Below are 17,527 nucleotides of genomic sequence, written 5' to 3'. Positions count from 1 at the left end.
AATAGGGGTCAGTCCTGAACCAAAGTCACGTCCATGCGGAAGGATCGGCTGTCGCCGGGGAGCAGGCATAGGATGCCCTGCTTGTCCCAGACGTCGCCGTCGAACCCGACCAGGTCCGCCATCCCAGCCCAGGGTTCGACGCACAGATAATGGGCGCCGGGCTTTTGCCAGAGGCCGAGCCAGGGGGTGTCGGGGAAAGCGATCTTGAGATGCGGTTGGCCGGGGACGCCCCAGGTGAGCGAGCGGCTGGCGAGATCGTCCCAGATCAGGGCGTCGCCTTCGAACATTGCATGGGTGGGGACGAGCGTGTCGCCGTCGATCGGGGAGGGGAAGGGTTCGCGCGCGATCAGGCCGGGTTCGGCGCCGACCTTGCGGATCGGGGCGGGTTCGGGTTTTTCGAAGATGATGCGATGATCCTCTGCCGCGCCGCCATAGGGGAGCGGCCAGGCGAAGGCGGGGTGGTAGCCGAAGCTGAAGGGCATGGCCGTTTCACCCCGGTTGGAGACGGTGGCGGTCATGCGCAAGGTTGCGCCTTCGCACGCGAAGGCCATGTCGAGGCGGAAGTCGAAAGGGTATGCGGCGCGCGTCTCATCATCCGCCTCCAGCCGCAGGAGCAGGTTCTCGTCATTCTGTTCGACGGTCAGGAAGGCGCTGTGGCGGGCGAAGCCGTGCTGGGGCATCGGATATTCCTGTCCGTCCAGCCGATAGACGTCGCCGCGCGACCGGCCGACGAAGGGAAAGAGCAGCGGCGCATGGCCGGTCCACCAGCGCGGATCAGCATCGGTCATCAGCTCGCGCCCGGCAACGTCCTTGAGCGACCAGAGTTCGGCGCCCAGCGGATCGATGGCAACGGACAAAGCGGGCGAGGCGATGGTGAGGCGCGCGTGGGATCGGGACAAGACACTACTCCTGCATGAGCGACATGGTCGCATAGCGGGCGGGTGGCGGCTTGTCTTGCGCCGCGATCGTTTCGTTCGGGAACCGACAAGGCCATCGGTGGTTTGACCGACCGGGAGGACGACGATGAAACTGACTATGACCGCCATTGCCCTGATGCTGATGCTGCCGGGCGCTGCCCTGGCGCAGGACCAGGCCAAGCAGGCACCCGAAAAGCAGGAAAAGCGCCGGGACGACACGCTGGACAAGGCGGGCACGATCGCCAGCCAGCCCGTGCGCGACGTCGGCCTGGACAAGGACGAGATCCCGCCGATTTTGCTCAAGGCCATGGATAATCCCTATGCGCCGCCGCCTTCGCGCACCTGCAAGGGGCTGAACACATCGCTGGGGGAATTGAACGCGGTGTTGGGCGAGGATTTCACGGCCGGTGCCGCCGCCAACGAAAATCGCACCGGCAAGATCGCCGAGGCGGTGGGCAAGACGATCGTCAACTCGCTGATCCCGTTCCGCGGGCTGGTGCGCGAAATCAGCGGCGCGGCGCCAGCGCAGCGGCGCTTGCAGGCGGCCGTGACGGCCGGCATCGCGCGCCGCGGCTATCTGCGCGGCCAGGCGGCGGCCAAGGGGTGCAAGGTCACGAGCTGACGGCGCGAAGCAAGGCTGAGGTGTTCCCGCGCAGGCGGGAACCCAGTTCAGACGGCCGGACTGGGTTCCCGCCTGCGCGGGAACACGGTGCGCCGTGATGCAAAGCGGGTTCCGCTTTTGCCATTTGCGCCTATATGGCGGGCATGACCGACCTACCCAATCTCGCCGATCTTCAGGAAGAGTATGAATTTCTCGATGCGGACGACCGCTATAGGCTGCTGATCGACCTGGGGCGCGGGCTGGAGGACATGCCCGATGCGCTCAAGACCGACGCGACCCTGGTGCGTGGCTGTTCGGCGGCGGTGTGGGTCTATCCGACGGTGCTGGATGCCGATACGCCGGATGGGGGCCGGCTGCATTTCCTGGCGGATAGCAATGCCGCGATCACCAAGGGGATCATCGCGCTGGTGCTGCTGACCGTGCAGGATCGCGCGCCGGCCGAGATCAACGCGACCGATATCGAGGGGGCGTTGGCACCGTTTGACCTCAAGAACCAGCTCAGTTCCAACCGGACCCAGGGCATCCCCAACATGATCGCGCTGATCCGCGATACGGCGGCCCGCTACGCCGCATAGGAAACCGCAGGCCGGTTCAGACATTATCCTTCCGTAACTATATGGAAGGAAGAAGGCGATGCGCACCATTTTGATGATTGCAGCGGTCGCGACGCTGGCCGCCTGTTCGGACAAAACCAAGGAACCGAGCCAGCGCGAGCAGATCGGCCAGGTTTGGAAATATGAAGGCGGAGAGGCCGGGAAGGCCAAGGTCGCCTATATCGGCAGCGCCAATGCCGTCGCGACGATGACCGCGCCCGACACATTTTCCGTGTTGCTGGTCCAGCCGCTCGACAAGGGGATGGCGGACGTGACGGTCAAGCTGGTGGGCGCGCCCTTCACCTGCGACCTGTCCGACTGCCGCGTCACCGCGACCACCGACGATGGCAAGCGCCATGCGTGGCAAGGGCGGATGACGCAGGCGAAGGACGGCATCACCATAGCCCCGTCGCAGGGGGCTTATGAGGCGATAAAAGACGCCAAGAGCGTGAAGATCGACCTGGTGGTGGGTCCGAAGGACGCGACCGCGCCGTTCGATTTCAACGTCGCGGGGCTGGATTTGAAGGGGTAATTTGAGAATGTGGCGTGCTTCCGCGCAGGCGGGAGCCCAGATCATATGGCGGTACTGGACTCCCGCCTGCGCGGGAGCACGCTGCGCTTTTATTCCTGCAACGACACGCCTGGACTGCGCGGGTCGGCGGCACCCTGCCAGTGGCCGTCGGGCAGGCGCTCGGCGGCGTTGGCTTTCAGGCCCATTTTGTTGATGCTGACGCGGTGGCCGAGTTTTTCCAGCGGCGCTTTCATCGCCTCCAGCGAGGTGCCCTGTTCCACGACCAGCCCTTCGCCGTTGAAGAAGAGGAGGCCGTGGGCGATCGATTCCTGCGCCGACAGGCCCCAGTCGAAATGGGCGATCAGCGCCTTGGCGACCTGCATGATGATGGTCTTGCCGCCCGCCGCGCCGATGGTGAAGATCGGCGTGCCGCTGGCGTCATAGACGATGGTGGGAGACATGGAGGAGAGGGGGCGCTTGCCCGGTTCCACCCGGTTGGCGACGGGCTTGCCGTCCTTTTGCGGCGTGAAGCTGAAATCGGTCAGTTCGTTGTTGAGGATGACGCCGTTGGCGATCAGCTGGCTGCCGAAGAAGCTTTCGATGGTGGAGGTCCAGGCGGCAATGTCGCCATTGCGGTCGACCGCAACGAAATGGCTGGTGCCGCTTTCGGGTTGGGGTAGCGAGGCGGTGCGGGGTTGCGCGCCGGGCGGGGTGCCGGGTTTATAGACATTCAGCGCCTTGTTGAGCCGGATCAGCGAGGAGCGCTGTTTCAAATAGGCGGGGTCGATCATGCCGCTGACCGGCACCGACACAAAGTCCGGGTCGCCCAGCCAAGTTTCGCGATCGGCATAGGCAAGCTGCATCGCTTCGCCGATGACATGCCAGCTGCGCGGATCGTCCTTGCCCCATTGCGCCAGCGGGAAGCGTTCCACCATGCCGAGAATTTCCAGCACGGTGACGCCGCCGGCCGAGGCCGGTCCCATGCCGCAGATGGTGTAGATGCGGTAATGGCCACAGACGGGTTTGCGCGGTTGCGCCTTGTAGCCCGCGAGGTCGGCCTCCGTCATCGGCACCGGGTTTTTCGGCGCGTTGGTGACAGCCTGGCTGATGAGACGGGCGTTTTCGCCGGTGTAGAAGGCGTCAGGGCCTTCGGCGGCGATGCGTTTGAACAGGGCGGCGAGCGGCGGGTTTTTGAGTGTCGTGCCGACCGGGGGCGGGGCACCGTTCACCCAGAAGAGCTTCTGGATTTCGGGGAAGTCGGCCCAGATGCCCTGGGTCGCGCGCAGCGCGGTGGCGGTGCGTTCGCCCAGCACGAAGCCGTCCTGCGCATAGCGGATCGCGGGAGCGAACAGGTCGGCCCAGGGCAGCTTGCCCCATTTTTTATGCGCGTCCCACGCCAGGCGCAGATTGCCCGGCACGCCGGCGGAATAGCCGCCCGGCCAGGCCTGAATGAAGGGGAGGGGCTTGCCGTCTACGCCCATGAAGCGGTCGGGCCGAGCGGCGGCGGGCGCGGTTTCACGGCCGTCGATCGATTCGAGCAGGCCGGTCGCGCCGTCATGATGCATCAGGAAGCCGCCGCCGCCGATGCCGCTATTATGCGGCTCCACGACGTTGAGCGTCAGCATCATCGCGATCGCCGCGTCGGTGGCGCTGCCGCCCTGGCGCAATATCTCCTGCCCCGCCTGCGCCGCGCGCGGGTCGGCCGCGGACACGGTGGCGTTGGTCGACACCGGCGCGCGGGCGGCGGCGGGTGCGGGGATGAGGGCAAGGAGGGCGAGCGGGGCCAACAGGCGCGAAAGGCGGGGAAGCATGGCATCCACCCTAGCCATTGCGTTGCGCGCCGCAACCCTTTGTCTGGTGCGATGAATCTTAGGGTCGCCTATGCCGTACGTCAGGGGCCGCTTTGATCGCCATCGGTGATAGCGATGCGATAGGGACCGGCTCGGCTTGTGAGCCGCTCCCCTTTCCAGCTCAGCCGCACAAGTCCCTGCGCCACCAAACCGTCGACCGCGGCATGGACCGTCGGCATCGCCCCTCGCCAATCTCCATCGGCGGCCATCGCCCGAGCAACCTCGCTGGGGCATATCGTCGCGCCTTCATGGCGAGCGCCAAGCAGCGTCAGCCTCATTTCGCGTGCAATGTCCGTCATTTTCGCGGCTTGCCCCGCATGCTGCGCCCGGATGTCATCGGGTCTGGCTTTGCAGGCGGCGTCCAGCCTGGCGGCGGCGCAACGCACTGTCGACTGGTGCCGAGGCCCATGGCTCCGGGCTGCTGGCGATGAAGCCCATCCAAATCAGCCTTCGCCGCGTCTTGTGCCGAAGCGCCGCCCCGCATCAGGCTTATCCTGTCCCGATATCGTTTCGCTTCTTCGAAATCGAGAGCACGGGCCGCCGCGTCCATTTTGCGTTGGAGGGTTTCGATCGTGTCGCTGATGTCCGATCAACGCGCAACGACGATAACAGGGTGCAGGGACCAGGCCGGCTGATCCTATTGTGCGTCGACGCCCACCAGTTCGGCGATCGTCTTCACCCCGTCGCGGGCCATCAGTGCCTTCAGCCCGGCGTTGATCCGCTTCGCCAGATAGGGGCCTTCATAGACCAGCGCGCTGTAGAGCTGGACCAGCGACGCGCCGGCGCGGATGCGGGTATAGGCTTGTTCCGCATTGGCGATGCCGCCTACGCCGATCAGCGGCAGGCGCGTGCCGGCGAGGCGGCGGAAGTCCCGAAGCCGCGCCAGCGACAGGTCGGTCAGCGGCGCGCCGGACAAGCCGCCCGTTTCACCCGCATGGGGCGAGCGCAGCGCCGGGCGCGAGAGGGTGGTGTTGGACACGATCAGCGCATCGACGCGATGGTCGATGCAGGCGGCGGTGATATCCTCCACATCGGCCGGTTCCAGATCGGGCGCGACCTTCAGAAAGATCGGCGTCGTTCCCGCGCCGCGCGCCGCCATCACCGCCGAGAGCAGATCATCCAGTGCGGCGCGGCCTTGCAGCGCGCGCAGGCCCGGCGTGTTGGGGGAGGAGATGTTGACGGTGAGATAGTCGGCCAGCGGGGCCATGCAGGTGATGCCGGTCACATAGTCGGCGATGCCGCGCCCGGCCGCCGTCGCATCCTTGTTCGCGCCGATATTGATGCCGATCACCGGGCCGCCGCTGTTTACGGGCTGGCGATAGCGGGCGATCCGGTCCGCCGCCGCGCCCTGGCCGCCATTGTTGAAGCCGAAGCGGTTGATGACGGCGCGGTCCTGAACCAGGCGGAACAGGCGCGGCTGGGGGTTGCCCGGCTGGGCCAGCGGGGTCAGCGTGCCGAGTTCGGCAAAGCCGAAGCCCAAGCCGTGCATTTTATGCGCGATCCGGCCGTCCTTGTCATAGCCTGCGGCGAGGCCGACCGGGTTGGGGAAGCGGATTCCCGCCACTATCGTTTCCAGCATCGGGTCGACGCCAAGCGGGGCGGGGGTGGGCATGAACCGCAGCGCGGCGATCGAGAGATGGTGGGCGCGTTCGGCATCCAGGGCGAACAGCAGCGGGCGGATCAGGCGATAGGACATGGCCATAGCCTATGCCAGCGGACCATCGGTCCGTCGAGTCACTGTGGCTATGCAGCAACAGCGCGGCAACAAGGTTATTTCATGACAAGAAACGTCATGAATGGGACCGTTTGCGCGCGAAAAATGTCCGTTTCATCCAATAAAGTTGCTGCGATTCGGGGGTAAAGCCGCCTTGCGACCCGAAGGCTCTCTGGCCTATGGCCAATGAGACCTTTTACTGACCCGGCGGTGCAAACCGCCGGGTCATTTTTTGGCGCATTTCAAAGCTAGGTGTCGAAAAACTTTACCATATTTCCAAGCGGCCGCTTGCGCTGCGCCTGCGTTGGCGCATATTGATCGGCAGGGGTGAAAACATGGGGTCGCATCACAGCGATAATATGGCGCGCGCCGTCGCGTTGCCGGATGACCGCGGGCCGCTGTCCTATACAGTCGATGCCGCACAGGGGCCTGTCCGGCTGCGCTATTTTGCGCCGCCCGCGCATCTGCGTGCCTATTTCGGATCGCTCTATTATTTTACCGTGTCGGCTGACCGCTATGCCGACGTCACCCGCGCCGATGTGCCGCAGTTGCGGTTGATGCTGAACGGGGGCGGCGATTATCATTTTCAGGACGGGGTGATGATGGCCACGCCCGACGTCTGCCTGTTGGGGCCGACCATGGGCGCGACCCGGTTCGAGCTGGACAGGCCCGCACGGGTGGTCGGCATTTCGCTGCTGCCCGCCGGCTGGCTGGCGCTGCATGGCGGCGACGCCAGCGGATTGGCGGACCGGCTGTGCGACCTGGCGGCGGAGCGGGGCGACGCCTATGCCCGGTTGCTGGACGGGTTGCGCGGGTTGGGCGACGACGCGGATGCGATGGCGGCGCTGTGCTGGAGCGAATTGGGGCGGCTGACGCGGTCGCTCCGCCCGGCGACCTGGGAATTGCTGGCGGCGATCGACGCCTGGCTGATGGACGAAGGGTCGCCGCGGATCGAGATACTGGCCGAAACCACGGGCCTGTCGCCGCGCCAGCTCGCCCGCCTGGCCAATAAATATTATGGCGCGCCGCCCAAATTGCTGGCGCGCAAATATCGCGCGCTGCGCTGTTCGGCGCGGATCGCGCTGGACGGGGAAAGCTGGCAGCAATTGTGCGAGGAGGGCGGCTTTTACGACCAGTCGCACTTCATTCGGGAGATCAAGCATTTCATCGGCCTGACCCCGCACCAGTTGCAGACCGAGCCGTCGGCGGTCGCGCAATTGACGTTGCTGCGGCGATCGCTGGGCGGCGACGTGGCGGTGCTCAACCGGTTGAGTTAGAACCAATCGCCATGCAGCCCAGGCGGGCCTGCAAACCGCGCTTTCCTGCGTTCCGGTGCTCACCTACTTTGAGTACGCTGCGCTCCGTTACTCGGAAATCACGCTTTTCGGCTCCGCCTGAACTAAATGTCGATCGGTTCTAAAGGTTGCTGGCATCAGAAATGCCTTGATTAACCGCGCCTGCGGGACCACATGCGCCCAATCGGATGGAATCAGTCCGATTTGAGAATGGTTCGCAATTGATATGAAATTATCGAGCTTTGCCGACTATGCGGTCGTATTGATGTCCGCAGCGGCGCGCCATTGTGGCGCGGCGAAGATGAACGCGACCACGCTTTCGGCCGAAACCGGTATCCCGTTGCCCACCGCGCAGAAGCTGGTGAGCCGGCTGTCGGCCGCGGGCCTGCTCGAATCGAGCCGGGGCACCGGCGGCGGTGTGCGGCTGTCGCGCCCGCCCGCCACGATCACGCTGGCCGATGTGGTGGAGGCGGTCGAAGGGCCGATCGCCATGACCGCCTGCAACGAATTGGGAGCGCATGACTGCAATCTGGAAACCGACTGCCGCATCCGTCCGCACATGAACGTGGCCAATGAAGCAATCCGATCCGCCCTGGCCGGCGTGACGATCGCCAGCCTTAGCAGAGAAATGGCATGACCGAGCAAATCACCACCGTTCGCAACCAGGAAGCGCAGGAGGCCGCGGATCGCGCGTCCACCTATGAATATGGCTGGGCGAGCGACATCGAGCAGGATTTCGCGCCCAAGGGGCTGAACGAGGATACGGTCCGCTTCATTTCCGCCAAGAAGAAGGAGCCGCAATGGCTGCTCGACTGGCGGCTGAAGGCGTTTGCGATGTGGAAGACGATGACGCCGCCGGACTGGGCGAAGCTGAACGTACCGCCGATCGACTATCAGGACGCCTATTATTACGCCGAGCCGAAGAAGAAGGTGGAGCTGGATTCGCTCGACGAGGTCGACCCTGAAATCCTGGCCACCTACAAGAAGCTGGGGATTCCGATCGCCGAGCAGGAGATGCTGGCAGGCGTCAAAGGCAGCCGCCGGGTTGCGGTGGACGCGGTGTTCGACAGCGTGTCGGTCGCCACCACCTTCCGCAAGGAGCTGGAGGAAGCGGGCGTCATCTTCCGATCGATCAGCGAAGCGGTGCGCGAATATCCCGAGCTGGTGAAGAAGTGGATGGGCAAGATCGTGCCAATGCACGACAATTATTTCGCGACGCTCAACTGCGCGGTCTTTTCCGACGGGACGTTCGTGTACATCCCCAAGGGGGTGCGTTGCCCGATGGAATTGTCCACCTATTTCCGCATCAACGCGGAAAATACCGGGCAGTTCGAGCGGACGTTGATCGTCGCGGATGAGGGGTCTTACGTCTCCTATCTCGAAGGCTGCACCGCGCCGATGCGCGACGAGAATCAGCTGCACGCCGCGGTGGTGGAACTGGTCGCGCTGGACGATGCGGAGATCAAATATTCGACCGTCCAGAACTGGTATCCTGGTGATGCGGACGGCAAGGGCGGCATCTATAATTTCGTGACCAAGCGCGCGCTGTGCCAGGGGCGGAACAGCAAGGTGTCGTGGACGCAGGTGGAAACTGGGTCCGCGATTACGTGGAAATATCCGTCCTGCGTGCTGAATGGCGAGAATAGCGTGGGCGAATTTTATTCGGTCGCGCTGACGAACAACATGCAGCAGGCCGATACCGGGACCAAGATGATCCACAATGGGAAAAACACCCGATCGACCATCGTGTCGAAGGGGATTTCGGCGGGGCGGAGCAACAACACCTATCGGGGCCTCGTGCGCGTGGCGCCCGGCGCGGAGGGCGTGCGGAATTTCACCCAGTGCGACAGCCTGCTGCTGGGCGACCAGTGTGGGGCGCATACCGTGCCCTATATCGAGGTGCGCAATCCCAGCGCGCAGATCGAGCATGAGGCGACGACCAGCAAGATTTCCGACGACCAGCTATTTTACGCGATGCAGCGCGGGCTGGATGCGGAGAGTGCGGTATCATTGATCGTGAATGGGTTCGCGCGGGAGGTGTTGCAGCAACTGCCGATGGAGTTTGCGGTTGAGGCGCAGAAGCTGCTGGGGATTTCGCTGGAGGGGAGCGTGGGGTGATGACGCGCGCGCCCACCCCAACCCCTCCCCTGAAGGGGAGGGGCTTTAGCAGTCGCGAGACATCCGCACGCATTGACTCCCCTCCCCTTCAGGGGAGGGGCCGGGGGTGGGGGCTATCGGCTGAGCGCCTAGCTCAGTTGGATGGCTTCGCGCGCGACATGCGCCGCGATCCTACAGAAGCGGAAAAGCGTCTGTGGACCCGTCTGTCCCACTCGCAATTGGGCGGTCACAAATTCCGTCGTCAGTCCGTGATAGGTCCATTCATTGCGGACTTTTTTTGCCCGCAAAAGGGTCTGGTCGTCGAAGTGGATGGCGACACGCATGATATTCTTGCCGATCTCAAGCGCGATGCTGCGCTGAACAGGCTGGAATTAACAGTGCTGCACGTCGGGAACGCAGACGTGATCCGCAATCTTGACGGCGTGTGTGAGACGATCCTGCTCGCGCTCGAACGGGCGCCTGATCGTTGGGCACGCCCCCACCCCAACCCCTCCCCTGAAGGGGAGGGGCTTACCCACTCTCAAGGAACAGAATTTTGAGCGACGAAGACGATATTCAGGATGCCCTCGCGGATTTCGCGGAGGATGTCGGCAATGGCCAGTCATGGACCGCCGCTGTTCGTATCCTGACCGAGGATTATGAGCTGGAAGAAGGCGAACTGGAGCCGCGCGCGCGCGCGGAGTTCGGCGATCTCGATGCCTATCAGGCGACCAGCCGCGAGACGCTGCAAAAGGCGGACGCGGCGATGACCGAGAAGCTGCGCAAGGACAAGGCGTTCCATAAGGCGAAGGCGCCCAACCTGGCCCGCATGGGTCCGGTCAGCGAATTCGTCGTCGGCTTGTTGGAAAAGGGACCGCCGGAGGGCGAGGCCGACTGGTGGCCCTATATGCCGGTGAAGCGCTATATCGACACGCTGTTCCCCGCGCCGGGCGACGTGCGCGACATGGCGTTCTGGACCGCGCGGACGCTTCAGCGCGCGCATGAGGGATAAGCGATGCCGATAACGACACTGGCGTTCATGGCGGCGGCGCTTCTGGCGCAGGGCGACGCTGTGGCACCGGTGGACGAGGCGGCGATCGTGGTGGTCGCCCGGCGCTTCGATGAGACGCACGGCAAGTTGAGCCGCAGCCTCTTTTCGAAAAAAATGACCTGCACGGTGTCGCAGTCCAGCGGCGATACCGTGATCGACGACGCCGTATGCAATGTCGCGATGACCTGCATCGGCAAAACCAAGAAGCGCCCGGCCTTCCTCGACTGTGTCGCGGCCGGCCGCCAGACCTTCCTTGACAACTACCGCCTTGCGGAACGGGATGACGATGCTCAAAATTGATGACCTTCACGCCACCGTCGCGGACAAGCCGATCCTCAAAGGGCTGACGCTGGCGCTCAATCCGGGCGAAATCCACGCGATCATGGGGCCGAACGGCGCGGGCAAATCGACGCTGGCCTATACGCTGGGCGGACGGCCGGGTTATGAAGTGACCGGCGGCACCGCGACGCTGGACGGCGCGGACCTGCTGGACATGGAGCCGCATGAGCGCGCGGCGGCCGGGTTGTTCCTGGGCTTTCAATATCCGGTCGAAATCCCCGGCGTGTCCAACCTGCAATTCCTGCGCGAAAGCCTGAACAGCCAGAAGCGGGCGCGGGGCGAGAAGGAATTGAACGGCGGCGAGTTCATCCGCCTGGCCAAGGAGAAGGCGGCGCTGCTGGGTCTCGACATGGAGATGCTCAAGCGGCCGGTGAATGTCGGTTTTTCGGGTGGCGAGAAGAAGCGAGCCGAAATGGTGCAGATGGGTATTCTCGACCCCAAGCTGGCGATACTGGACGAGACGGATAGCGGCCTGGACATCGACGCCCTGAAAGTCGTGGGTGCGGGGATCAACGCGATCATGCGCAAGAGCGACAAGGCCGTGCTGCTGATCACCCATTATCAGCGGCTGCTCGATTATGTGAAGCCGGACTTTGTGCATGTGCTGGCAGGGGGCCGGATCGTGAAGTCGGGCGGAGCGGAACTGGCGCTGGAGCTGGAGCGTGAAGGTTATGCCGAGGTGGTGGCAGCGTGAACGCTCTCGCTCTCCCGACCCGCAAGGACGAAGACTGGCGCTATAGCGATGTGGAGGCTGTCGCCTCGATCTGGCCGACGCCCGCGCCGACGCGGATCGACGTGGCGGCAGGCGAAGCCGCGCGCCATCATCTGTTGCAGGACGCAGCGGATGGGGCGGCGGCGGTGCATGACTATGTCATCACCATCGCCGATGGCGCGCGGTGCGATTTTCATGTGCTCAATATCGGCGGCAAGCTGGGGCGGGTGACCTTTCATGTGACGATCGGAAGCCATGCGCATTTCGAGCTGAACGGCGCGATATTGGGTGGCGGTGACCAGACGTTGGAGATCATCACCAGCGTCACCCACGCCAAGCCCGATTCGACCAGCGGCCAGACGATCCGGTCGATACTGGGTGGTCGCGCGACCGGCAGTTACCTGGGCAGCATCAATGTCGCGCGCGATGCGCAGCGGACCGATGCGTTCCAGTCGGTCAAGGCGATGCTGCTGGACCGGACGGCGACGGCCAACGCCAAGCCGGAACTGGAAATCTTCGCCGACGACGTGAAATGTGCGCATGGCGCGACCGTGGGCGAACTGGACAAGGCGGCGCTGTTCTACATGGCGTCGCGGGGCATGGACCCGGCGACGGCCAAGACGCTGCTGCTGCGATCCTTCGTCGCGGGCGTGTTCGACGATGTGGCGGATGATGCGGTCAGGCAAGCGCTGGAAGCGGCCGCGATCGCCAAGCTGGAGGCGCTGGTATGAGTGATCTCGCCCAGACTTTGCGGTTGCGGGACGATTTCCCCGGTGTGGGGAACTGGCATTATCTGGATAGCGCGGCGACCGCGCAGAAGCCCAATGCCGTGATCGACGCGATCGCGCGCGCCTATGGCCCCGATTATGCGACGGTGCATCGCGGCGTTTATGAGCGGTCGGCGAACATGACGCTCGCCTATGAAGCGGCGCGGCGGAAGGTTGCCGGATTCATTGGCGCGGCGAGCGACAGCGAGATCGTCTATGTCCGCGGCGCGACCGAGGGGATCAACCTGGTCGCGCAATGCTGGGCGGGGACGCAGTTGCAGGCGGGCGACCGCATCCTGCTGTCCACGCTGGAGCATCACAGCAATATCGTGCCGTGGCAGATGGTGGCGGAAAAGATCGGCGCGCATATCGACGTCGTGCCGCTGACGCAGGACGGCAAGATCGACCTGGACGCGATGCGCGCGATGATGACGCCGCGGCACCGGATGGTGGCGCTGGCCCATGTGTCGAACGTGCTGGGCAGCGTGCTGGACGTGCGCCGCGCCGCGGATATCGCGCATATGGTGGGCGCCAAGATATTGATCGACGGGTGCCAGGCGGTGCCGCGGCTGACGGTCGATGTGGCGGCGATGGACTGCGATTTCTACGTCTTTTCCGCGCACAAATTATACGGCCCGACCGGCATCGGCGTGTTGTGGGGCCGGGCCGAATTGCTCGACGCCATGCCGCCCTATCAGGGGGGCGGGTCGATGATCGACAAGGTGACGTTCGAGAAGACGACCTACGCCCCCGCGCCCACCCGGTTCGAGGCGGGAACGCCGCATATCACCGGGGTCGTCGGTCTTTCCGCCGCGATCGATTATGTGCAGGCGATCGGGCTGGACCGGGTCCATGCGCATGAATGCGGGTTGGTGGCCAAGGCACGGGCGGCATTGGATGGTATGAACAGCATCCGCCTGTTCGGGCCGGACGATAGCGCGGGCATTCTGTCTTTCGCGGTGGAGGGGGTGCATCCGCACGATGTCGGCACCATATTGGACGAAACGGGCGTCGCGATCCGGGCCGGCCATCATTGCGCACAGCCGCTGATGCGCCATCTGGGCGTCGAGGCGACCGCACGGGCCAGTTTCGGCATCTATAGCGACGATAGCGATGTCGATGCGCTGGTCGTGGGACTAGAACGGGTAAGGAAAATCTTCGGATGACCGAGGAACGCAAGATCATGGTGGAAGAAGTGGATGCGGTGGAAACCCCGCCCAAGGCGCGTGTCGAAGAGGCACCGCGCCAGCGCGACTATCTGGACGGTTTCCTGAGCGCCAAGCCCAGCGCCGTGCCGGCCGGGGAACCGGGCGGCAACCTCTATGACGGGATCATCGAGGCGCTGAAGGAGATTTTCGACCCGGAAATTCCGGTCAATATCTATGATCTGGGCCTGATCTACGGCGTGGATGTGACGGACGATGGCCATGCCGTCGTCACCATGACGTTGACCACGCCGCATTGCCCGGTCGCCGAATCCATGCCGGGCGAGGTCGAACTGCGCGTCGGCGCGGTGCCGGGCGTGGGCGATGCGCAGGTCAATCTGGTCTGGGACCCGCCATGGGACCCGCAGAAGATGAGCGACGAAGCCAAGCTTGAACTGGGGATGCTGTGATGACCGAGGTGCAGACCAAGACCCGCGCCCGCCCCGCCGCCGTCATCCTGACGCCGACGTCGCAGGCGCGTATCGCCGACCTGATGCGCCAAGCGCCTGAGGGCGCGATCGGCGTCAAGCTGTCCACCCCCAAGCGCGGCTGTTCGGGCCTGGCCTATTCGGTCGATTATGTAACGGAAGAGACGAAGTTCGACGAGAAGATCGAAACGCCGGGCGGGGTGCTGTATATCGATGGCGCGTCGGTGCTGTATCTGATCGGATCGACGATGGACTGGGTGGAAGATGATTTCACAGCCGGCTTCGTGTTCAACAATCCCAATGCCAAGGGCAGCTGCGGCTGCGGCGAGAGCTTTACGGTCTAGAATCGTCCATCCGACCGGGGGTAAGTCATGCCACACATGCTCATTTTCGGCATGGGCTATACCGCTTCCCGCCTAGCGATGCGTTTACGTGAAGCGGGCTGGCAGGTGACCGGCACGCGCCGCACCGCCGATGGGCATAGCATCGCCTTCGATGACGAGCGCGCCGTCCGTGCCGCCATCGCTGGCGCGAATCACATCCTTTCCTCCGTCCCGCCAGAAGGGGACGCAGACCCCGTCCTCACCCGTTATGGCGCCGCGATCGCCGCCGCGCCAGCGGTCTGGACCGGCTATTTGTCGTCCACCGGCGTCTATGGCGATGCGGCGGGGGCGTGGGTGGATGAGGCCAGCCCGGTGGGACAGGGACGGCGCACCGCGCGCGCCGCAGCCGATGCCGACTGGGGGGCGTTGCGACCCGACATGCGGCGTTTTCGCTTGCCGGGCATCTATGGGCCGGGGCGATCGGCGTTGGACCGGGTGCGCGCGGGCAAGGCGCATCGCATCGCGCTGGCGGGGCAGTTGTTCAGCCGGGCGCATGTGGACGACATCGTCGCCGGGGTGATCGCGTCTATCCGCGCAGGGCCGCCCGGCGTCTATAATCTGGCGGATGACCTGCCCTGCGCCCAGAATGATGTGATAGAGGCCGCCTGTGACCTGCTGGGCCAGTCCTGGCCGCCGCTACAGACCATGGAGGAGGCCGCCCTGTCGCCGATGGCGCGGGGTTTTTACGCCGAAAATCGCCGCGTTGCCAATGGCCGGGCGAAGCGGCTGCTGGGCTGGGTGCCGCGCTATCCGACCTATCGGGAGGGGTTGCGCGCTTGCCTGTGAGGCAGCTTGGCGCATGGTTTACGGGTTGTTAACCAGCGGCAGCGAAAGCGGGATCATCACGTCGCAAGGATGATCCCATGACCCGTATCGACAAGGCTTTTTCCGCGCTCAGCGACCGGATGCAGCATCTGTCCGCGCCCGGCCGTGCCGTTGCCTCGTCCGAATCGATCTCCAGCCTGCTCGCGAAGGTCGATGCCGCCAAGCGGCGTTACCAGCCAGGCGCGCGTTAAGTCGTTTTCGAGCGCAGGGCGATGGCCATGCCTGTCATCGCCAGCAGCGCGCCGAGGATGGCCAGCGCGCTCCAGCGATAGCCCTCCGCCAGGGTCGAGATCAGCATCGCGATGACCGGGATCAGCACGCTGGTATAGGCGGCGCGGCCCGCGCCCATTCGCTGGATCAGGGTGAAATAGAGCGGGAAGGTCACGACCGATCCGGCGATCCCCAGCCAGCCTATGCCCAATATATAGCCCAGCCGCGGCTCGAATTGCGGCGGGCCGACGGTGGCCCAGGCGAAGGCGGCGTCCACCCCCGCGCCGATCAGCATCGCCCAGGCCAGCACCGCCACCATCGGCAGGCGGCGGGCGATGTCCATCCCCTGCATGACATTGGCGGCAGAGGCGCTTAGCAGCCCGGCGAGCGAGAAGGCCGCGCCGAGCAGTACCATATCCGGCCGGACGGTAGCGGCATGATATTCGTGCAGTAGCATCAGGACGATGCCTGTCATCGCCACCAGCGACCCGCCGATAAAGGCGCGGCTGACCGGTTGGCGGAAGATCAGCCAGGCGAGGATCGAATTGGGGATCAGCAGCATCGCATAGACCACCGCGACCACGCCGGAGGTCAGATAATGTTCCGCCCGATAGACGAAGTTGAAGTTCAGGACGAACTGCGCCACGCCCAGCAGCGTGGCGTAGAGCAGGCCCGTGCCGCCGATGCGGAGCGACACGCCGCGCAGCCGCGCGAAGGCGGCCATGGCGATCCCGGCGAGCAGGAAGCGGTAGCAGACCGACCAACTGGCCGGCACCGAGCCGATCTGGTCGCGAATGACGATCCAGGTCGAACTCCAGATCAGGGTGACGAGGATGAAAGGGGCTATGACGCCGCCCGATTTGCTTTCAGCCATCGGGAAGCGCCCGCAGCGCCTGCGCCAGTGGCGCGACGCTGGCGGCGTCCTGGGACCAGTTGGTGACCAGCCGCGCCGCATCGTCGCCCCAGTCGTAGAAATCGAAGCCCTGCGCGCGCAATATGGCGGCTTCGTCGGCGGACAGGCGGATGAACAGCTCGTTTGCCTGCACGGGATGGAGCAGGCGGCCGGTCGCGCCACCGGCCAGCGCCTGCGCCGCCGCATTGGCCGCGCGGGCATTGGCCAACCACAGGTCGCCTTCGACCATCGCCAGGATCTGGGCGGCGAGATAGCGGCCCTTGGAAAAGAGATGGCCCGACCGTTTGCGCCAGCGTTGCGCTTCGGCCGCGCGCGCCGCGGCCTGTTCGCCGAAGAAGAGCAGCGCTTCGCCGATCATGCCGCCATTTTTGACGCAGCCGAAGGACAGCGCATCCACCCCGGCGCGCCATGTGACGTCGGCGGGCGCGCAGCCCAGATGGGCGACCGCATTGGCGAAGCGCGCGCCGTCCATGTGGAAGCCCAGGCCATGAGTCCTGGCCAAATCGCCCAGCGCCGCGACATCGTCCGGGCTGTAGGCCAGTCCATATTCGGTGGCGTTGGTGATGCTGATCGCGCGGGCAGGCACCTGATGCACGTCGGGGCGGATCGTCTTCAGCCGGTCGGCGACGACGTCTGGCGTCAGTTTTGCGCCTTCGCCGGGCAGCGGCATCAGGGTGGCGCCGTGGGTGAAGAAGCCGGGCGCGCCACATTCGTCGACGACGATATGCGCGTCCTCATGGCAGATCACGCCGCCATAGGGCGGGCAGAGGCAGGCCAGCGCGATGCTGTTCGCCGCCGTGCCGGTGGCGATCCACAGCGCGTGGACCGAGGTGTCGAACAAGGCGCTGAACGCGCCGTCCAGTCGGGCGCTCCAGGCGTCGCCGTCATAGCCATGATCGGCGCAGTCGGCGGCGGCGATGGCCGCCATTACGGCGGGGCTGACGGGCGTGGCGTTGTCGGAAAAATAATGCATGGCCGCAGCGATACCCTTGGCGTCCGGCGGCGGGAAGAGGCCGGCGCGGCATCGCTGGCCCTTTTTTGGCAAAATGGGTCAGCATATATGACCCATTGTTTCGTGCGCCGCTCTGTGACATA

At 64.8% G+C, this 17,527-nt stretch carries 23 protein-coding genes; 16 read left to right on the top strand and 7 right to left on the bottom strand.

Annotation, left to right across the window (positions count from 1 at the left end; genetic code table 11):
* Positions 1–8: 8 nt before the first annotated feature.
* The gene (locus HHL08_RS13240; protein WP_235955049.1) at positions 9–899 is read right to left on the bottom strand and encodes an aldose 1-epimerase family protein; all 891 of its coding nucleotides are present in this window, start codon (positions 897–899) and stop codon (positions 9–11) included.
* 124 nt (positions 900–1,023) lie between these two features.
* Between HHL08_RS13240 and HHL08_RS13235 the strand changes: the two genes are divergently transcribed.
* The 3 genes from HHL08_RS13235 (at position 1,024) to HHL08_RS13225 (ending at position 2,664) form a co-directional block, all read left to right on the top strand.
* Positions 1,024–1,539: a hypothetical protein gene (locus HHL08_RS13235; RefSeq protein ID WP_408021778.1), complete on the top strand. Its 516-nt coding sequence runs from the start codon at positions 1,024–1,026 to the stop codon at positions 1,537–1,539.
* Positions 1,540–1,673: 134 nt separating this feature from the next.
* Positions 1,674–2,114: a SufE family protein gene (locus HHL08_RS13230; protein WP_169573621.1), complete on the top strand. Its 441-nt coding sequence runs from the start codon at positions 1,674–1,676 to the stop codon at positions 2,112–2,114.
* 58 nt (positions 2,115–2,172) lie between these two features.
* On the top strand, positions 2,173–2,664 hold the full coding sequence (locus HHL08_RS13225) for a hypothetical protein (RefSeq protein WP_169573620.1): 492 nt from the start codon (positions 2,173–2,175) through the stop codon (positions 2,662–2,664).
* Positions 2,665–2,753: 89 nt separating this feature from the next.
* Here the strand turns inward: HHL08_RS13225 and ggt are convergent, their stop codons facing one another.
* From ggt to HHL08_RS13205, 4 genes are all read right to left on the bottom strand, one after another.
* Positions 2,754–4,454 (bottom strand): gamma-glutamyltransferase, encoded by a 1,701-nt coding sequence (ggt, locus tag HHL08_RS13220; protein ID WP_169573619.1) that lies wholly within the window; start codon positions 4,452–4,454, stop codon positions 2,754–2,756.
* Between the two features lie 80 nt (positions 4,455–4,534).
* Entirely contained in the window at positions 4,535–4,792 is a 258-nt protein-coding gene (locus tag HHL08_RS13215; protein ID WP_169573618.1) for a DUF3253 domain-containing protein, read from the bottom strand.
* Positions 4,789–5,076 carry a UvrB/UvrC motif-containing protein gene (locus tag HHL08_RS13210; protein WP_169573668.1) on the bottom strand — a complete coding sequence of 96 codons (288 nt, stop codon included), beginning with the start codon at positions 5,074–5,076 and terminating at the stop codon, positions 4,789–4,791. Before HHL08_RS13210 ends, HHL08_RS13215 begins: the two co-directional genes overlap by 4 nt.
* 54 nt (positions 5,077–5,130) lie before the next feature.
* A complete protein-coding gene (locus HHL08_RS13205; protein ID WP_169573617.1) occupies positions 5,131–6,189 on the bottom strand; it encodes a quinone-dependent dihydroorotate dehydrogenase in 1,059 nt (352 codons plus the stop codon).
* A gap of 353 nt (positions 6,190–6,542) precedes the next feature.
* Here HHL08_RS13205 and HHL08_RS13200 point away from each other — a divergent pair, with 353 nt between their 5' ends.
* From HHL08_RS13200 to HHL08_RS13140, 13 genes are all read left to right on the top strand, one after another.
* On the top strand, positions 6,543–7,484 hold the full coding sequence (locus HHL08_RS13200) for a helix-turn-helix domain-containing protein (RefSeq protein ID WP_169573616.1): 942 nt from the start codon (positions 6,543–6,545) through the stop codon (positions 7,482–7,484).
* Positions 7,485–7,728: 244 nt separating this feature from the next.
* Positions 7,729–8,139: an RrF2 family transcriptional regulator gene (locus HHL08_RS13195; protein WP_066606680.1), complete on the top strand. Its 411-nt coding sequence runs from the start codon at positions 7,729–7,731 to the stop codon at positions 8,137–8,139.
* Entirely contained in the window at positions 8,136–9,620 is a 1,485-nt protein-coding gene (sufB, locus tag HHL08_RS13190) for a Fe-S cluster assembly protein SufB (protein WP_169573615.1), read from the top strand. The genes HHL08_RS13195 and sufB overlap by 4 nt, the downstream gene beginning before the upstream one ends.
* 137 nt (positions 9,621–9,757) lie before the next feature.
* A complete protein-coding gene (locus HHL08_RS13185; RefSeq protein WP_235955048.1) occupies positions 9,758–10,159 on the top strand; it encodes an endonuclease domain-containing protein in 402 nt (133 codons plus the stop codon).
* Positions 10,156–10,611, top strand: a complete 456-nt coding sequence (locus HHL08_RS13180; RefSeq protein ID WP_169573614.1) for a hypothetical protein — start codon at positions 10,156–10,158, stop codon at positions 10,609–10,611. Before HHL08_RS13185 ends, HHL08_RS13180 begins: the two co-directional genes overlap by 4 nt.
* 27 nt (positions 10,612–10,638) lie before the next feature.
* Complete coding sequence (locus HHL08_RS13175; RefSeq protein ID WP_169573613.1) at positions 10,639–10,950, top strand: hypothetical protein; 312 nt, start codon at positions 10,639–10,641, stop codon at positions 10,948–10,950.
* Positions 10,937–11,683 carry a Fe-S cluster assembly ATPase SufC gene (sufC, locus tag HHL08_RS13170; protein WP_169573666.1) on the top strand — a complete coding sequence of 249 codons (747 nt, stop codon included), beginning with the start codon at positions 10,937–10,939 and terminating at the stop codon, positions 11,681–11,683. Before HHL08_RS13175 ends, sufC begins: the two co-directional genes overlap by 14 nt.
* Positions 11,680–12,432, top strand: coding sequence for a SufD family Fe-S cluster assembly protein (locus tag HHL08_RS13165; RefSeq protein WP_169573612.1), 753 nt, complete (start codon positions 11,680–11,682; stop codon positions 12,430–12,432). The genes sufC and HHL08_RS13165 overlap by 4 nt, the downstream gene beginning before the upstream one ends.
* On the top strand, positions 12,429–13,634 hold the full coding sequence (locus HHL08_RS13160) for a cysteine desulfurase (RefSeq protein ID WP_169573611.1): 1,206 nt from the start codon (positions 12,429–12,431) through the stop codon (positions 13,632–13,634). The genes HHL08_RS13165 and HHL08_RS13160 overlap by 4 nt, the downstream gene beginning before the upstream one ends.
* Complete coding sequence (locus HHL08_RS13155; RefSeq protein ID WP_169573610.1) at positions 13,631–14,083, top strand: SUF system Fe-S cluster assembly protein; 453 nt, start codon at positions 13,631–13,633, stop codon at positions 14,081–14,083. Before HHL08_RS13160 ends, HHL08_RS13155 begins: the two co-directional genes overlap by 4 nt.
* On the top strand, positions 14,083–14,445 hold the full coding sequence (locus HHL08_RS13150; RefSeq protein WP_169573609.1) for a HesB/IscA family protein: 363 nt from the start codon (positions 14,083–14,085) through the stop codon (positions 14,443–14,445). The genes HHL08_RS13155 and HHL08_RS13150 overlap by 1 nt, the downstream gene beginning before the upstream one ends.
* 27 nt (positions 14,446–14,472) lie before the next feature.
* Positions 14,473–15,270, top strand: coding sequence for a Rossmann-fold NAD(P)-binding domain-containing protein (locus tag HHL08_RS13145; RefSeq protein ID WP_169573608.1), 798 nt, complete (start codon positions 14,473–14,475; stop codon positions 15,268–15,270).
* Between the two features lie 77 nt (positions 15,271–15,347).
* The gene (locus tag HHL08_RS13140; RefSeq protein ID WP_169573607.1) at positions 15,348–15,500 is read left to right on the top strand and encodes a hypothetical protein; all 153 of its coding nucleotides are present in this window, start codon (positions 15,348–15,350) and stop codon (positions 15,498–15,500) included.
* Here HHL08_RS13140 and HHL08_RS13135 read toward each other — a convergent pair.
* Both HHL08_RS13135 and HHL08_RS13130 read right to left on the bottom strand, forming a co-directional pair.
* Positions 15,497–16,393 carry a DMT family transporter gene (locus tag HHL08_RS13135; protein WP_169573606.1) on the bottom strand — a complete coding sequence of 299 codons (897 nt, stop codon included), beginning with the start codon at positions 16,391–16,393 and terminating at the stop codon, positions 15,497–15,499. The genes HHL08_RS13140 and HHL08_RS13135 overlap by 4 nt on opposite strands.
* On the bottom strand, positions 16,386–17,405 hold the full coding sequence (locus HHL08_RS13130) for a threonine aldolase family protein (protein ID WP_169573605.1): 1,020 nt from the start codon (positions 17,403–17,405) through the stop codon (positions 16,386–16,388). The genes HHL08_RS13135 and HHL08_RS13130 overlap by 8 nt, the downstream gene beginning before the upstream one ends.
* Between the last annotated feature and the right edge of the window lie 122 nt (positions 17,406–17,527).

It is taken from the genome of Sphingobium psychrophilum (assembly GCF_012927105.1).
GTDB lineage: Bacteria > Pseudomonadota > Alphaproteobacteria > Sphingomonadales > Sphingomonadaceae > Sphingobium > Sphingobium psychrophilum.
Note: the sequence above shows the minus strand (reverse complement) of the source record. Positions and strands in the feature narration are given on the sequence as shown.

Excerpts from the sequence above, each read along its gene's own strand:
- HHL08_RS13235 (WP_408021778.1), top strand. The coding sequence starts at position 1,024 with ATGAAACTGACTATGACCGCCATTGCCCTGATGCTGATGCTGCCGGGC.
- HHL08_RS13230 (WP_169573621.1), top strand. The coding sequence starts at position 1,674 with ATGGCGGGCATGACCGACCTACCCAATCTCGCCGATCTTCAGGAAGAG.
- HHL08_RS13225 (WP_169573620.1), top strand. The coding sequence starts at position 2,173 with ATGCGCACCATTTTGATGATTGCAGCGGTCGCGACGCTGGCCGCCTGT.
- ggt (WP_169573619.1), bottom strand. The coding sequence starts at position 4,454 with ATGCTTCCCCGCCTTTCGCGCCTGTTGGCCCCGCTCGCCCTCCTTGCC.
- HHL08_RS13215 (WP_169573618.1), bottom strand. The coding sequence starts at position 4,792 with ATGACGGACATTGCACGCGAAATGAGGCTGACGCTGCTTGGCGCTCGC.
- HHL08_RS13205 (WP_169573617.1), bottom strand. The coding sequence starts at position 6,189 with ATGTCCTATCGCCTGATCCGCCCGCTGCTGTTCGCCCTGGATGCCGAA.
- HHL08_RS13200 (WP_169573616.1), top strand. The coding sequence starts at position 6,543 with ATGGGGTCGCATCACAGCGATAATATGGCGCGCGCCGTCGCGTTGCCG.
- HHL08_RS13195 (WP_066606680.1), top strand. The coding sequence starts at position 7,729 with ATGAAATTATCGAGCTTTGCCGACTATGCGGTCGTATTGATGTCCGCA.
- sufB (WP_169573615.1), top strand. The coding sequence starts at position 8,136 with ATGACCGAGCAAATCACCACCGTTCGCAACCAGGAAGCGCAGGAGGCC.
- HHL08_RS13175 (WP_169573613.1), top strand. The coding sequence starts at position 10,639 with ATGGCGGCGGCGCTTCTGGCGCAGGGCGACGCTGTGGCACCGGTGGAC.
- sufC (WP_169573666.1), top strand. The coding sequence starts at position 10,937 with ATGCTCAAAATTGATGACCTTCACGCCACCGTCGCGGACAAGCCGATC.
- HHL08_RS13160 (WP_169573611.1), top strand. The coding sequence starts at position 12,429 with ATGAGTGATCTCGCCCAGACTTTGCGGTTGCGGGACGATTTCCCCGGT.
- HHL08_RS13155 (WP_169573610.1), top strand. The coding sequence starts at position 13,631 with ATGACCGAGGAACGCAAGATCATGGTGGAAGAAGTGGATGCGGTGGAA.
- HHL08_RS13150 (WP_169573609.1), top strand. The coding sequence starts at position 14,083 with ATGACCGAGGTGCAGACCAAGACCCGCGCCCGCCCCGCCGCCGTCATC.
- HHL08_RS13145 (WP_169573608.1), top strand. The coding sequence starts at position 14,473 with ATGCCACACATGCTCATTTTCGGCATGGGCTATACCGCTTCCCGCCTA.
- HHL08_RS13140 (WP_169573607.1), top strand. The coding sequence starts at position 15,348 with ATGACCCGTATCGACAAGGCTTTTTCCGCGCTCAGCGACCGGATGCAG.
- HHL08_RS13135 (WP_169573606.1), bottom strand. The coding sequence starts at position 16,393 with ATGGCTGAAAGCAAATCGGGCGGCGTCATAGCCCCTTTCATCCTCGTC.
- HHL08_RS13130 (WP_169573605.1), bottom strand. The coding sequence starts at position 17,405 with ATGCATTATTTTTCCGACAACGCCACGCCCGTCAGCCCCGCCGTAATG.